This is a genomic window from Pseudaminobacter salicylatoxidans, from assembly GCF_003148475.1.
Taxonomy (GTDB): Bacteria; Pseudomonadota; Alphaproteobacteria; order Rhizobiales; family Rhizobiaceae; genus Pseudaminobacter; species Pseudaminobacter salicylatoxidans.
The window spans coordinates 230508-244701 of sequence record NZ_QGGG01000003.1 but is presented as its reverse complement, the minus strand read 5'-3'; the positions used below and the strand labels follow the sequence as shown (position 1 = coordinate 244701).

Here is a 14194-nt window from a genome sequence, read left to right as displayed (position 1 = left end):
CAGCCTGTTGGAAAAAGCCATTTGATCGGCACGCGCCCGCATGGTGCATCAGCACCCGGATGGATTCGAACGGGATAGTCGTGCACAAGATTTGTATTGGCCGGCACGGGGATCGAACCGCGTCCGGATGCGTTGTGTTGCGTTCGTTGATTTTCCAGACACATGGCTGAGAGATGACCAGGACCTTTCCGATGACGAAAACCGTTGCCACCAAGCCCTTCGAAGATCAGCAGCCGGGCACCTCCGGCTTGCGCAAGAAGGTCCCGGTGTTCCAGCAGCCGCATTATGTGGAGAATTTCCTGCAATCGATCTTCGATGCGGTGGAGGGCTTCGAGGGCAAGACCCTCGTTCTGGGCGGCGACGGCCGCTACTACAATCGCGAGGTGGTGCAGAAGGTCATCGCCATGGCGGCGGCCAATGGTTTCGGACGCGTCATCGTGGGGCAGGGCGGTATCCTGTCCACGCCGGCAGCCTCCCACATCATCCGCAAATACAAGGCCTTTGGGGGCATCATCTTGTCGGCCAGCCACAATCCCGGCGGCCCCAAGGGTGATTTCGGCATCAAATATAACGTCGGGAATGGCGGACCGGCCCCGGAAAAAGTCACCAACGCCATCTATGAGCGTTCCAGGGCTATTTCGCGCTACGTCACCGTCGATGCGCCGCCGGTGGACATCGACAGGATCGGCACGGTCGAGGTGGCCGGCATGACGGTCGAGATCATCGACCCGGTGGCCGATTATGCGCAGATGATGGAAGAACTGTTCGATTTCGACGCCATCCGCAAGCTGTTCAAATCCGGGTTTCGCATGCGCTTCGATGCCATGCATGCCGTGACCGGACCCTATGCGAAGGAGATTCTGGAGGGGCGGCTCGGGGCGCCCGACCACACCGCGCGCAACTATCATCCGCTGCCGGATTTCGGCGGGCATCATCCCGATCCGAACCTCGTCCACGCCAAGCATCTCTACGATGCGCTGATGGCGCCCGACGCGCCGGATTTCGGCGCGGCGTCGGACGGCGATGGCGACCGCAACCTCGTCATCGGCCGGGGCATCTTCGTCACGCCGTCGGACTCACTCGCCATGCTGGCCGCCAACGCCCATCTGGCGCCGGGCTACAAGGACGGGCTGAAGGGCATTGCCCGTTCCATGCCCACCAGTGCGGCCGCCGACCGTGTCGCCGAAAAGCTCGGTATCGGCATCTATGAGACGCCGACCGGCTGGAAGTTCTTCGGCAATCTGCTCGATGCCGGCATGGCCACTATCTGCGGCGAGGAAAGTGCCGGCACCGGCTCCAACCATGTGCGCGAGAAGGACGGGCTGTGGGCGGTGCTGCTGTGGCTCAACATCCTCGCGGCGCGCGGAGAAAGCGTGATGGAGATCGCCAGAAAACACTGGGCGACCTATGGCCGCAATTACTATTCGCGCCACGACTATGAGGAAGTCGAGGCCGACCGCGCGGGCAGGATGATCGAGGAGCTGCGCGCGAAGCTGCCGGGCCTGCCGGGCACCAGCGTGCGCGGGATGAAGATCGAAAAGGCCGACGATTTCGCCTATCACGATCCCGTCGATGGCTCGACAAGCGAGCATCAGGGTATCCGCATCTTCTTCGAGGGAAATTCGCGGATCGTGCTGCGCCTTTCGGGTACGGGCACATCGGGCGCGACAGTACGGCTCTATATCGAGCGTTTCGAGCCCGATCCGGCAAGGCACGATCTCGACACGCAGGCCGCGCTCGCCGACCTGATCGCCGCAGCCGACGATATTGCCGGCATCCATGCCCATACCGGCCGCAAGGAGCCGAGCGTCATCACCTGACGAGGCGCCCGAGCCGGATTCCTATTGAACCAGCACGGAACGGCCGCAGGTGGCGCCTTCCACGCGCACATCCGCTTCGCCGACGCGCACGCCCAGCAGACCGAGCACGTTCATGAGCAGGCTGTCCACCGGCGCGGTGACTGCGCCAAGCGTCGTTCCGAGCGCCGAGGCAATGCCCGAAGGAACCCCGATCTTGAGGCCGAGCAAGGTGCGTGCCTCCAGGTGGAGGTCGCCGAGCAGGGAGCGCGTCAGCGATGACGTCAGGTTCTTGGTATGGGCGGTCTTGATCGTGCGGTCTGTGATGTCCTGATAGGTGAAGGACAGCTTTGTCGGCTCGATATTCTCGACCGCCGCACGTGCCTGCGCATGGATCGAAATCAATCCGAGGCCGAGCAGAGAGACATCGACCAGCTTGGCGGGCGAGACGGTCGGCTTCCTGCTGAAATCCTTCATCATCGCGCTGTTGACATCGCCGATGCGAAGGTCGGCGACCCCCGGCGTGGTGTCCACCTTCACCCGTACGCTTTCGACGCGCCCCGTGCTGCACGAAATTTCCGCCAGCCTGCCCTCCGCATAGGCGATGTCGGCATAGACCGGAAGTGAAATGAGCTTGTCGCCAAGAAGCCCAAGCCCGCTTACGGCGGCCTCGATGCGAATGCGCGTCTGCGCCGTACGCACCAGCGCGCCCGTTTCTCCGACCGTGTAGAAGGGCGTGGATTGGGGCGGCTCACCGATGGCGATGTCGACCGTCGCCCCGGCAAGCCCAAGCACATTGACCTTGAGACCGGTCGCGACCTGGTTCTTGCCATTGGCCAGAACGGCGCTGGCCGTCAGTATCTCCATCACGTTGGCGACGATGGGCAACCCCGCACTGGTCTGCCCGACGCCGACCCGTGCGGTGGAACCGAGATCCACCAGGGCCCGCAAGGGAACCTTCGCGGTTCCGGTAAGCACGCCGGCCAGCCTGTCGAGCACGACTTTCGCCTGGCTGTCCGTGCCGGGAACGGCGGCCATGGCGGCGACGAGCTGCCCGACGGTGACGTCCGCGCCGAGCACGTCGGTGTAGCTGGCGGCGTTGAGCTTCAGCCTGGTATTGAGCTGGTCGAACACCGAAAGCAGATTTACGTCCGCGTCGATGAGCGACCGATAATCCATCAAGTTCAACTTAAGGTTGCTTCCAGTCAGGTCGCCGAGGAGCTGATTGAGGATGCCGCCGTCCAGGCTCGCCAGCCTTGAACCGATCGAGAAGGCGGCCTGAGCCGATACGCTTGCGGTGGCCTGCGTGGCGATGACCGGTGGCGAAATCAGCGCCGAGCCGAAATGCCGCGTGCCATTCTTGGCGAAGGTCACGCGCACGGCATTATACGGTTTTGCGCCCGGCGAAAAACGGGTTCCCACGGCACTCGTGGCCAAGCCAGTATAGCGTCCCGGCTCGATGTTGACGGTGGGTTTGATGAAGCCGGCCGGATCCACCGGTGGCCTGGTTCCGGCGCGGCCGACCGTCACGCCGGAAATGCCGTTGTCGGCGAACACCGTGGTGACGGCCGTTTCGGCCTTGTCGAGATTTGCCGCTGCGGTGATGGCCGCGAGATCCACGATCGACTGCGCGGCGCGTCGCTCGGTATAGAGCGAACCTTCGTCGATGGCGACTGCCGCAAGCACCAGCGCCACTGGCAGGCAGGCTGCGGACATTATTGCGAAATTGCCGGAAGTATTTGAAAAGAAAGATTTTCCAGGAGAAAGGAAGTGTCCGGGAGGTGGCATCATATGCCTCCGACGCGAATGACCGATTGACGAAGGATGGTCTTGCCCGGCAAGGGCAGGTCTTGCAGAAGGTTCCAGATCGGCAGCGCGCTTGCGTCATAGCTCAGCGCAACCACGAACTGGCTTCCGTCCGCGCTGCTGTCATGCGTGTCGATGGACAGTTTCTGCGGATCGACGAACGCGTAGCCGGCGGCGTTGACGCGAATGAAGTCGGCGGCCAGCGTGCGCCGTTCCGTTTCGTTCAACCCCGCGATGGCGGTGCGGGCCGCGTCGGCGGCGATCTGCTGCACCGAATGGCTGGCGCCGAAATAGATGCCGTAGGCGATCATTCCGAGCAGGAACAGGATGAAGATCGGCGCAAGCAGGGCGAATTCTATTGCGGAAGTTCCGGACCGATCTCGCCAAACATACATGATCGCACCCCTGCGGACACGGTTGACCGCGGCGCCTTCCACCTGCCATGCGGATGTAGTGCGCCAGCTAACCACAATGTAACCTGTGGTTGTTTAAGAACGCTTAACGAGATAGGTCGATTTTTCGGCTTCGCCGGAATTTCGAGCTTACTCAAGGTGACCTTGAGGGCTGTTGAAATCGATATTCGCGCTCGCTACTGTCAGCGCCAGAACGGCGTCCGGGAGGGACGCCGGCTCGCTCAACGAAGCCGGGGAAAACCGGCCTAGGGGCGCTTTATGGTACTTCGCCGCCGCCCAAGAAGCGCCGGCAAGTCGGGAGAGAGACAAAATGCTGCTCAAGAACTTTCTGAAAGCGACCGTGTTCGCTGTCAGCCTGTCCGTGGCTGGCGGCGCCATGCTCGCCCCTTCTTTCGCGGAAGTCGTCTACAATCGCGGCAATTCGGCGGATCCGGAATCGCTCGATCCGCACAAGACCTCGACGGTCTATGAAGCGCATATCCTGCGCGACCTGTTCGAGGGTCTGGTGATGCAGGACCAGAACGCCGATCTCATTCCCGGCGCGGCCGAAAGCTGGACGGTGTCGGACGACGGCAAGGTCTATACGTTCAAGCTGCGTGGCGATGGCGTCTGGTCGGACGGTGCGCCGGTGACGGCCGACGATTTCGTCTATTCCTTCCGCCGCCTGCTCGACCCGGCGACAGCCGCCGAATACGCCTCGATGCTTTACGTGGTGAAGAACGGCGAGGATGTGAACACCGGCAAGGTCAAGCCGGAGGAGCTGGGCGTCAGGGCGGTCGATGCGTCCACCTTCGAGGTGACGCTCAATTCGCCCACGCCCTATTTCCTTGAGATGCTGACCCACCAGTCGACCTATCCGGTCAACAAGGTGTCCATCGAGAAGCTGGGCAATGACTGGATCAAGCCGGGCAATCTGGTTTCCAACGGCGCTTACACGCTGGCGGAGTTCACGCCCAACGATCACATCAAGCTGGTCAAGAACCCGAAGTTCCATGACGCGGCGAATGTGAAGATCGACGTGGTGAACTACATCCCCACCGAAGACCGCTCGACCGCCATGAAGCGCTTCGAGGCTGGTGAGCTCGATTCCAACGACGACCTGCCCACCGAGCAGCTTGCCGACCTGAAGGCCAAGTTCGGCGACCAGCTCCGCATCGGGCCGTATCTCGGCACCTATTATTACGCCATCAAGACCGACAAGGAGCCCTGGAACAATCCGGAGCTGCGCAACGCCATCTCGATGGCCATCGACCGTGACTTCCTGGCCGAGAAGGTCTGGCAGAACTCCATGCTGCCGGGTTACTCGATGGTGCCTCCGGGGATCGATGGCTACACGTCGGCGATGGCGTCCTTCGCCGAAGAATCGCAGATCGATCGCGAGGACAAGGCCAAGGAAATCCTGGAAAAGCTCGGCTATGGACCCGACAAGCCGCTGAAGATGGAAATCCGCTACAACACGTCGGAAAACCACAAGAACACGGCCGTCGCCATCCAGGAGCAGCTCAAGCCGCTCGGCGTGGAAGTGACCCTGCTCAACACCGACACCAAGACGCATTACGGCCATCTGGAGCAGAAGGGCGATTATGACGTCGCGCGTGCCGGCTGGATCGCGGACTACAAGGATCCTGAGACCTTCCTCGGCATCTCGCGCAAGGCCAGCGGCAACAACTACTCGAACTTCGACAGCCCGAAGTTCGAGGAAGCCATGGACAAAGCGGCCGCCGCAGGTGGAAAGCCGGAAGAGCGCATGAAGGAGCTGGAAAACGCCGAACGCGTTCTGGTGGACGAGGTCGGCAATATCCCGCTGCTCTATTACAGCTTCCACAACCTCGTTTCCTCGAAGCTGCATGGCTTTGAATCGAACGTGATGGACGTGCATCCGTCGCGCTTCATCAGCAAGGACTGATCCCTGGCCGATCGCCCGCCGCCTCCACCGGGTCCTGATCCTGGGGAGGCGGCGGAGCGGCCTTCAGCGACAGCGGGGAATATCCATGCTGCTCTACGTCTTCCGGCGGCTTCTCACCGCCATCCCGACGCTTTTCGTCATCGTGACGCTGGCGTTCTTCCTGATCCGCGTGGCCCCCGGCGGGCCTTTCAACCAGGAGCGCGGGCTAAGCCCCGAGATCAAGGCCAATCTTGAAGCCCAGTTCGGCCTCAACGATCCGCTCTGGCAGCAATATCTCAATTATCTCAACAACCTGCTGCACGGCAATTTCGGCCCGAGCTACAATCTGCCGGACTTCACCGTGGGCGAACTGTTTGCCAAGGGTCTGCCGATCTCGATCCAGCTCGGCGCCTCGGCGCTGCTTCTGGCCCTGATCGTCGGCAGCATTCTGGGCGTCATCGCCGCGCTGAACCAGAACAGGCTCGGCGACTATACGGTGATCGCCATCGCCACCGCCGGCAGCACCATTCCCACATTCGTCATCGCGCCGATCATCCAGCTCGTGTTCGGGCTGACCTGGATGCTGCTGCCCGTCGGCGGCTGGGGCAACGGCGCGCTGATCAACAAGGTGGGGCCGGTCATCACGCTGGCATTGCCGCAGATCGCCATCGTCGCGCGCCTGATGCGCGGCTCGATGATCGAATCCATGCGCTCGCACCATATCCGCACGGCTCGCGCGCTCGGGCTTTCGGAATGGTCGGTGGTGGTCAGGCATGCCTTCCGCGGCGCGGTTCTGCCCATCGTGTCCTATGCCGGTCCCGCCGCCGCGGCCCTGCTCACAGGCTCCATCGTGGTGGAAACCATCTTCTCCATTCCCGGCGTCGGCCGCTATTTCGTCGATGCCGCGCTCAACCGCGACTACACGCTGGTGATGGGAACGGTGGTGGTGATCGCGATCTTCACCATCGTCTTCAACCTCATCGTGGATCTTCTCTATGCGGTGATCGATCCGAGGGTGCGCTATGACTGAAATTGCGCTTGCCGCGCCTGTTGCCGGGCGCTCGTTCTGGGGCGATGCCTGGGCGCGCCTCAAGTCCAATAAGGCGGCCATGGTCAGCCTGTTCTATCTGGTGTTCATGGCGGTCGTCTGCGTCGTCGGTCCGCTGTTCGTGCCGCACAACTACACCACGATCTATGCCGACTATGTGCGCACGCCGCCGAGTTTGTCGGCCTATCCCGAGGCCGGTATGATCGAGAATGCGCTGCGCGATGCCGTCCGGCGCATGCGCGTGGACATCGAGGACTGGCGCCAGGAAGGTGAGCGCGTCTTTGTGACCGTCACCGCATCGAAGCCGATCGACGAGCGCAACGCGCGCTATCTCGACCGCTCCGACACCTTCGACAACACGGTGATCGACAGCAGGTCGGACGACGGCCTGAAGATGACCATGAGCACTTCGGTCAAGCAGCAATATTTCCTGTTCGGGACCGACAATACCGGCCGCGACCTGCTTTCGCGCACATTGATGGCGGGGCGCATCTCGCTGGCCATCGGCCTGCTGGCCGGCGTCGTCGCGGTCGTGATCGGCGTGCTCTACGGCGCGACCTCGGGTTTCATCGGCGGCAAGACCGACGAGGTGATGATGCGCATTGTGGATGTGCTCTATTCACTGCCCTTCATCTTCTTCGTCATCATGCTGGTGGTGTTCTTCGGACGAAACTTCGTGCTGATGTTCCTGGCCGTCGGCGCGGTGCTGTGGCTGGACATGGCCCGCATCGTGCGCGGGCAGGCCCTGTCGATCCGCCGGCAGGAATATGTGCAGGCGGCAGAGGCGCTGGGCGTGACGCGAAGCGGCATTCTGGCGCGCCACATCGTGCCAAACCTGCTCGGTGTGGTGGTCATTTACATGACGCTGCTGGTGCCGCATGTCATCATCCTGGAAAGCTTCCTGTCTTTCCTCGGGCTTGGCGTGCAGGAGCCGATGACGAGCTGGGGCGTGCTGATTTCGACGGGCGCCAAGAATATCGGCACCGCCAACTGGCTGCTGCTGTTTCCCGCTTTCTTCCTGGTTTCCACGCTGTTTGCGTTGAATTTCGTCGGCGACGGCCTGCGTGACGCACTCGACCCGAAGGACCGGTGACGCCATGAACGCGACCAACAATCCCACAGCGTCGGGGCCGATACTTTCGGTGAAGGACTTGCGCGTGCGCTTTCGCACGCTCGACGGCGAGATCGATGCGGTCAAGGGCATCAACCTGCATGTGAATGCCGGCGAAACGGTTGCCATCGTCGGTGAATCCGGTTCCGGCAAAAGCCAGACCATGATGGCGGCCATGCGTCTGCTGGCCTCCAATGGCGAGGCGAGCGGCGAGGTGGACTACCGCGGCAAGAACCTGCTGACGCTCGACAAGGCGGCGCTCAATCAGGTGCGCGGCGCGAAGATCAGCATGATCTTCCAGGAGCCGATGACCTCGCTCGATCCGCTCTACACCATCGGCAACCAGCTTATCGAACCGATCCGCCGCCACCGCAGGCTGGGCGCTGCCGAGGCGCGGAAAGAGGCGCTGCGGCTTCTGGAACTGGTGAAGATACCCGATCCCGAGCGGCGCATGCGGTCCTATCCCTATGAAATGTCGGGCGGCCAGCGCCAGCGTGTGATGATCGCCATGGCGCTTGCCAACGATCCGGACATCCTGATCGCCGACGAGCCCACCACCGCGCTCGACGTGACCGTTCAGGCGCAGATCCTGACGCTTCTGGCCGAATTGCAGCGCACGCTCGGCATGGCCATCGTGTTCATCACCCACGATCTCAACATCGTCCGGCGCTTTTCCGACCGCGTCTATGTCATGCGTTCGGGCCAGGTCGTGGAGGAGGGGGAGACGGAACGGGTATTCGCCGCTCCGCAGCACGATTACACGAAAATGCTGCTCGCCGCCGAGCCAACCGGGCGCAAGGCTCCGCCGCCGGCCGGCGCGCCCGTGCTGCTGGAAGGCCGCAATGTCGAGGTGGCGTTCAGGATAGGTGGCGGCTTCCTCTCCGGTCCGCCGCTTCTGCTGAAGGCGGTAGACCGCATTTCGCTGTCGCTGAAGCAGGGCCAGACCATCGGCATCGTCGGCGAGTCGGGTTCGGGCAAATCGACGCTCGGTCGCGCACTGTTGCGGCTGCTGCCGAGCGAGGGCGCGATCCGCTTCGAACACAAGGACATTTCGGCCGCCAATACCGAAACCATGCGGCCCCTGCGCCGCGAACTGCAACTCGTCTTCCAGGACCCGTTCGGCTCGCTGTCGCCGCGCATGACCATCGGTCAGGTCATCACGGAGGGTCTCCTGGTGCATGAGCCCTCGCTGTCGGCGAAGGATCGCGATGCGCGCGCCGTGATTGCCTTGCAGCGTGTCGGGCTCGATCCCGCCATGCGCAACCGCTATCCGCACGAATTCTCCGGCGGCCAGCGTCAGCGCATCGCCATCGCCCGCGCCATGATCCTGCGGCCGAAGGTGGTGGTGCTGGACGAGCCGACCTCGGCGCTCGACCGCTCGGTGCAGAAGCAGATCGTGGAACTGCTGCGCGACCTGCAGGCCGAGCACGAACTTTCCTATCTCTTCATCAGCCATGATCTGGCGGTGGTGCGCGCCATGGCCGATTACATCATCGTGATGAAGCAGGGGCAGATCGTGGAGCAGGGGCCGACCGAGGACATTTTCGACCGTCCGCGCGAGGACTACACGAGGGCGCTGATGAGCGCCGCGATCGACGAGAAGAAATTCCGCGTCGCCGTGTGAGGTCGGCGGCTCCGCTCACCTTGGCGGCTTGACCTTGCCGAAGCCGATATCGACGGTGACGCTGCCGGAAACCTTCACGTCGAAATCGCCCACCTTGAACGTGTCTCCCGTTCCCGGCTGCTCATCGGGCTCGGGCTGGGGAGCCTGCACGATGGGCTCCGGCTGCTTGACGCCGGGAAGCGGCTGGCTGTCATCCGCCAACGCCTGAAACGGAAGCAGCGTCGCTGCAACGGCAAGGGCGGAAAGGAGGCGTGCGTCTCTGGTCATGCGTCGAGCATAGCGATCCGGTGTGGCTTGCGCCACCGTCAGGCCTGAACACAATTTTGCGAGGGAGACAATGGTTACGGCAAAACGCCGGAAACCCGGGATTTTTCTGGTCGGAGTGGCAGGATTCGAACCTGCGACCCCCTGCTCCCGAAGCAGGTGCGCTACCAGGCTGCGCTACACTCCGCGACCAGACGGCGGGCTTATAGCTGTCGAAAAAAAATCCCGCAAGCGGCAAACGACCTGTCTTGTGAAGAAACTTCGCTTTTCTTTGGTCCAGCCCACAGCTTTCGGCATTGCGGTGGCGACAAGCCGCGCCGGAGCGTTTAATGCCACGGTAAGCCGTTGCGGCTATTGTGGAATCCGACAAACAGCAAGCGGAGCATAGCGCGTGCCTTTCAAGATCGTGGCCGAAGCCAGCCCCAATACATTCGCGTTCGAGACCAGCGCATTGGTGAAGCCGACCGGTTTTCGTGAATATGATGCGCGCTGGTGGTTCGGCCATCCGGGCTCGACCAAGGCGCCGGAACTCAACCTCATCGGGGTGCAGGCGCTGGGGATGGGGCTCGGCACGCTGATTCGGCGGCTGGGCGTGGGTCCGGATATCGTCGTCGGACATGACTTTCGCGGCTATTCGCTTTCCATCAAGCTGGCGCTGACGGCGGGCCTGATGGCGGCCGGCGCACGGGTGAAGGATATCGGGCTGGCGCTGTCGCCCATGGCCTATTTCGCGCAGTTCGCGCTCGACACGCCATCGGTCGCCATGGTGACGGCCTCGCACAACGAAAACGGCTGGACCGGCGTGAAGATGGGGGCCGCGCGGCCGCTGACCTTCGGTCCCGACGAGATGAGCGCGCTGAAGAAGATCGTGCTCGAAGGCGATTTCGAGCTGACCGGCGGCGGCGCCTATGAATTCGTCTCTGGTTTTCGCGAAACCTATCTCGACGATCTGACCAAAGGGCACAAGCTCGCCCGCAGGCTCAAGGTCGTGGCCGCCTGCGGCAACGGCACGGCGGGCGCTTTCGCGCCGGAAGCGCTGGAGCGCATCGGCTGCGAGGTCATCCCGCTCGACGTCGAGCTCGACCACAGTTTCCCGCGCTACAACCCGAATCCCGAAGACATGAAGATGCTTCATGCCATCCGCGACAAGGTGCTGGAGACGGGCGCGGATGTCGGCCTCGGCTTCGACGGCGACGGCGACCGCTGCGGCGTGGTGGACAATGAGGGCAACGAAATCTTCGCCGACAAGGTGGGTGTCATGCTGGCGCGCGATATTTCGGCGCTGCATCCGGGCTCGCTGTTCGTCACCGACGTGAAGTCCACCGGCCTGTTCACCACCGACCCGGTGTTGCAGGCCAACGGCGCGCGCGCCGATTACTGGAAAACCGGCCATTCCTACATGAAGCGCCGCGTCACCGAACTCGGCGCGATCGCGGGTTTCGAAAAGTCGGGCCACTTCTTCTTCAACCCGCCCATCGGGCGCGGCTATGACGACGGGATCGTGACTGCGATTGCGGTTTGCGAGATGCTCGACCGCAATCCGGGGCGCAGCATGGCCGACCTCTACCGGGACCTGCCGCTGACCTACGGCACGCCGACCATGTCGCCGCATTGCGACGACGAGCTGAAATATGGCGTGGTGGAGCGGGTGGTCGCCGACTTCGAGGCCATGAAACAAAGTGGCGCCACATTCGCCGGCCAGAAGATCACCGACCTCGTCACCGTCAACGGCGTGCGCGTGGTGGCCGAGGACGGCACCTGGGGTCTGGTGCGCGCCTCTTCCAACAAGCCGGAGCTGGTTGTTGTCGTGGAAAGCCCGGTCTCGGCCGAACGTCGCCGGGAAATGTTCGACGCGGTCGACGCGGTGCTGCGCCGCAGCCCGGAAGTCGGCCCCTACAACCAGACATTCTGAACGGATAGTTTTGCCATGACCGAGCGGATCGTCAGTTTCGTGATGAGCGGCGGCGTCGGCTCGCGCCTGTGGCCGCTGTCGCGCGAGGACAACCCAAAACAGTTCCACGACCTGTCGGGCGATGGCTCGATGCTGGTCAAGACGTTGCGCCGCCTCAAGGCGCGGCAGGAGGGTGAAACACCGGTTTACCTGATCGCCTCCGAGCGTCACGCCGCGCGCGTGAAGGATGACATTGCCGGCATCGATCTCGCCGGTGGGGCCGCCATCTTCGAGCCGACCGGCCGCAATACGGCCGCTGCCGTGGCCATCGCCACCTTGCAGACGCTGGACGCCTATGGCGACGGCATCGTGCTGGTGGTGCCTTCCGACCACGAGATTTCGACGGATGACCAGTTCTGGCAGACGATAGAACAGGGCGTGCCGGCCGCGCGGGAGGGCCGGCTGGTGGTGTTCGGCATCCGCCCGAGCCAGCCGGAAACCGGCTATGGCTATATCGAGGTCGCCGGCAGCGGGCAGGGCGTCAGCGACGTTTCCCGCTTCGTCGAAAAGCCCGATCTGGAAACCGCCAGGGCCTATCTGGAAGCCGGCAACTTCTTCTGGAACACCGGTATCTTCCTGTTCCGCGCCAGCACCATGCGCGAGGAGTTCCTGAAGCACCAGCCGCAAATCTGGCAGACGGCCGAACAGGCCTTCAGGACGGCCAGCCGCGATCTGTCGGGGCTCTACATGCCGCTGGAAGCCTATGAGGCGATCCCGTCGGATTCCATCGACTACGCCATCATGGAACATGCCACCGGTATCGCCATGGTGCCGGCGGCCTTCCGCTGGAACGATCTCGGCTCATGGCAGTCTTTGCTCGATGTCAGCCCCACGGACGCGCAGGGCAATGTGATCGTCGGCGACGTGGTCGCCATGGATTGCGAGAATTCCTACATGCGCAGCGAGGGCCGCCTGCTTTCGGCCATCGGGCTGAAGGACATCGCCATCGTCGCCACCATGGACGCCACCTTCGTCGCACCTGTCAGCCACAGCCAGAACGTCAAGAAAATCGTTGAGCAGCTTGAAAAGAGCGGGCGGCTGGAGACGAAGTTCACGCCCTCGCACGACCGCGTGCTGCAAAGCGGCGCGTGGCGCAAGCGCGTGCACCACTGGCTGTTCGAGGAGACGCTGCCGCTCTGGTCCACCGCCGGCGTGGACGAGCGCTATGGCGGCTTCCACGAGGCGCTCGGCTTCGACGGCAAGTCGCTGATGAGGCCCAAGCGCATGCGCACCATGGCCCGGCAGGTCTACGCCTTCGCCGTGGCCAAGGCGCGCGGCTGGGACGGTCCTGCCGACCGGCTGATCGCGTACGGGCTGGACTTCATGTCGGGTAACGGCCGTACCGAACGCGGCGGCTGGGTACGCACCATGAACCTCGACGGCGGCGTGGCCGATGCCACGGAGGATGCCTACGACCATTCCTGCGTGCTGCTGGCGCTGGCTTACGCGCATATGTGCGGCAACCCGGACGCGCTGCGGCTGGGCGCGGAGACTTTCGACTTCCTCGACGCGCATCTGGAAGACCAGCGGCTGACCGGCTTTCTGGAAACCTCGGCGGGCGAGGGGCTGCGGCGTTCCAACCCGCATATGCACCTGCTGGAAGCGTTTCTCGCCTGGCACACGGCGACCGGCGACAGGAACTATCTGCGCCGTGCGGCCCGCATCATCGACCTGTTCCGCAGCCATTTCTTCGATGCCGAAAGCTGGACGCTGGGCGAATATTACGATGACGACTGGCTGCCGGCAGCGGGCGAAAAGGGGACATGGACCGAGCCCGGCCACCATTTCGAATGGGCCTCGCTGCTGGTCGATTTCGCCGCCAAGAGCGGCCAGAAGAACCTCACCGCCTATGCCCGCAAGCTCTACGCCTCGGCCATCGCCAACGGCCTGAACCGCGCGACGGGGCTCGCTTATGGCGCGGTCTCGCGCCAGGGCATGCCGCTAGACCGCGTGTCGCGCAGTTGGCCGCAGACCGAGGCGATCAAGGCGGCGATCGCGCTCGACGGCGCGGACGGCCCGGACCTCAAGCCCGAGATCGAGGCGCGGGTGGGCAGGCTGTTCCGCTGGCATATCGACCCCGCGCCGCTCGGTCTGTGGATCGACCGGATCGACGAACGCGGCCGCTCGCTGGCGAGCGAAGTGCCGGCCTCGATCTTCTACCACCTCGTCTGCGCGCTGATGCAATATCTGGACAGCACAAGCGAGAACTGACAACGGCGGCATCCAGAGCATCGGACCGAAAAGTGGAAGCCGGTTTTCGGAAGATCCGATGCTCAATGAGAGATGGATCGCCGCC

Annotated in this window: 10 protein-coding genes and 1 tRNA gene; 7 read left to right on the top strand and 4 right to left on the bottom strand. The window is 63.2% G+C overall.

Annotated features, from left to right (window positions below):
- The first annotated feature begins 191 nt into the window (after window positions 1-191).
- Window positions 192-1820 carry an alpha-D-glucose phosphate-specific phosphoglucomutase gene (locus tag C7441_RS06070; RefSeq protein ID WP_109612197.1) on the top strand — a complete coding sequence of 543 codons (1629 nt, stop codon included), beginning with the start codon at window positions 192-194 and terminating at the stop codon, window positions 1818-1820.
- A 21-nt stretch (window positions 1821-1841) separates the two neighbouring features.
- Here C7441_RS06070 and C7441_RS06065 read toward each other — a convergent pair whose 3' ends face one another.
- Together C7441_RS06065 and C7441_RS06060 are read right to left on the bottom strand one after the other, a co-directional pair.
- Window positions 1842-3584 (bottom strand): pilus assembly protein TadG-related protein, encoded by a 1743-nt coding sequence (locus C7441_RS06065; protein WP_109612196.1) that lies wholly within the window; start codon window positions 3582-3584, stop codon window positions 1842-1844.
- On the bottom strand, window positions 3584-3997 hold the full coding sequence (locus C7441_RS06060) for a TadE/TadG family type IV pilus assembly protein (protein WP_109612195.1): 414 nt from the start codon (window positions 3995-3997) through the stop codon (window positions 3584-3586). Before C7441_RS06060 ends, C7441_RS06065 begins: the two co-directional genes overlap by 1 nt.
- Before the next feature lie 331 nt (window positions 3998-4328).
- On the opposite strand from C7441_RS06060, the gene C7441_RS06055 reads away from it, so the two are divergent.
- The 4 genes from C7441_RS06055 to C7441_RS06040 all read left to right on the top strand — a co-directional run bounded on the left by C7441_RS06055 (window position 4329) and on the right by C7441_RS06040 (window position 9683).
- On the top strand, window positions 4329-5921 hold the full coding sequence (locus C7441_RS06055; protein WP_109612194.1) for a peptide ABC transporter substrate-binding protein: 1593 nt from the start codon (window positions 4329-4331) through the stop codon (window positions 5919-5921).
- Between the two features lie 85 nt (window positions 5922-6006).
- A complete protein-coding gene (locus C7441_RS06050; RefSeq protein WP_019169779.1) occupies window positions 6007-6930 on the top strand; it encodes an ABC transporter permease subunit in 924 nt (307 codons plus the stop codon).
- Window positions 6923-8041 carry an ABC transporter permease gene (locus tag C7441_RS06045; protein ID WP_109612107.1) on the top strand — a complete coding sequence of 373 codons (1119 nt, stop codon included), beginning with the start codon at window positions 6923-6925 and terminating at the stop codon, window positions 8039-8041. The genes C7441_RS06050 and C7441_RS06045 overlap by 8 nt, the downstream gene beginning before the upstream one ends.
- 4 nt (window positions 8042-8045) lie before the next feature.
- Window positions 8046-9683 carry an ABC transporter ATP-binding protein gene (locus C7441_RS06040; RefSeq protein WP_109612193.1) on the top strand — a complete coding sequence of 546 codons (1638 nt, stop codon included), beginning with the start codon at window positions 8046-8048 and terminating at the stop codon, window positions 9681-9683.
- A 15-nt stretch (window positions 9684-9698) separates the two neighbouring features.
- Here the strand turns inward: C7441_RS06040 and C7441_RS06035 are convergent, their stop codons facing one another.
- Complete coding sequence (locus C7441_RS06035; RefSeq protein ID WP_109612106.1) at window positions 9699-9950, bottom strand: hypothetical protein; 252 nt, start codon at window positions 9948-9950, stop codon at window positions 9699-9701.
- Between the two features lie 107 nt (window positions 9951-10057).
- Window positions 10058-10134, bottom strand: a tRNA-Pro gene (locus tag C7441_RS06030).
- A gap of 204 nt (window positions 10135-10338) precedes the next feature.
- Between C7441_RS06030 and C7441_RS06025 the strand changes: the two genes are divergently transcribed.
- Entirely contained in the window at window positions 10339-11859 is a 1521-nt protein-coding gene (locus C7441_RS06025; protein WP_109612105.1) for a phosphomannomutase/phosphoglucomutase, read from the top strand.
- Window positions 11860-11874: 15 nt separating this feature from the next.
- Entirely contained in the window at window positions 11875-14109 is a 2235-nt protein-coding gene (locus C7441_RS06020) for a mannose-1-phosphate guanylyltransferase/mannose-6-phosphate isomerase (protein WP_109612104.1), read from the top strand.
- Window positions 14110-14194: the final 85 nt, after the last annotated feature.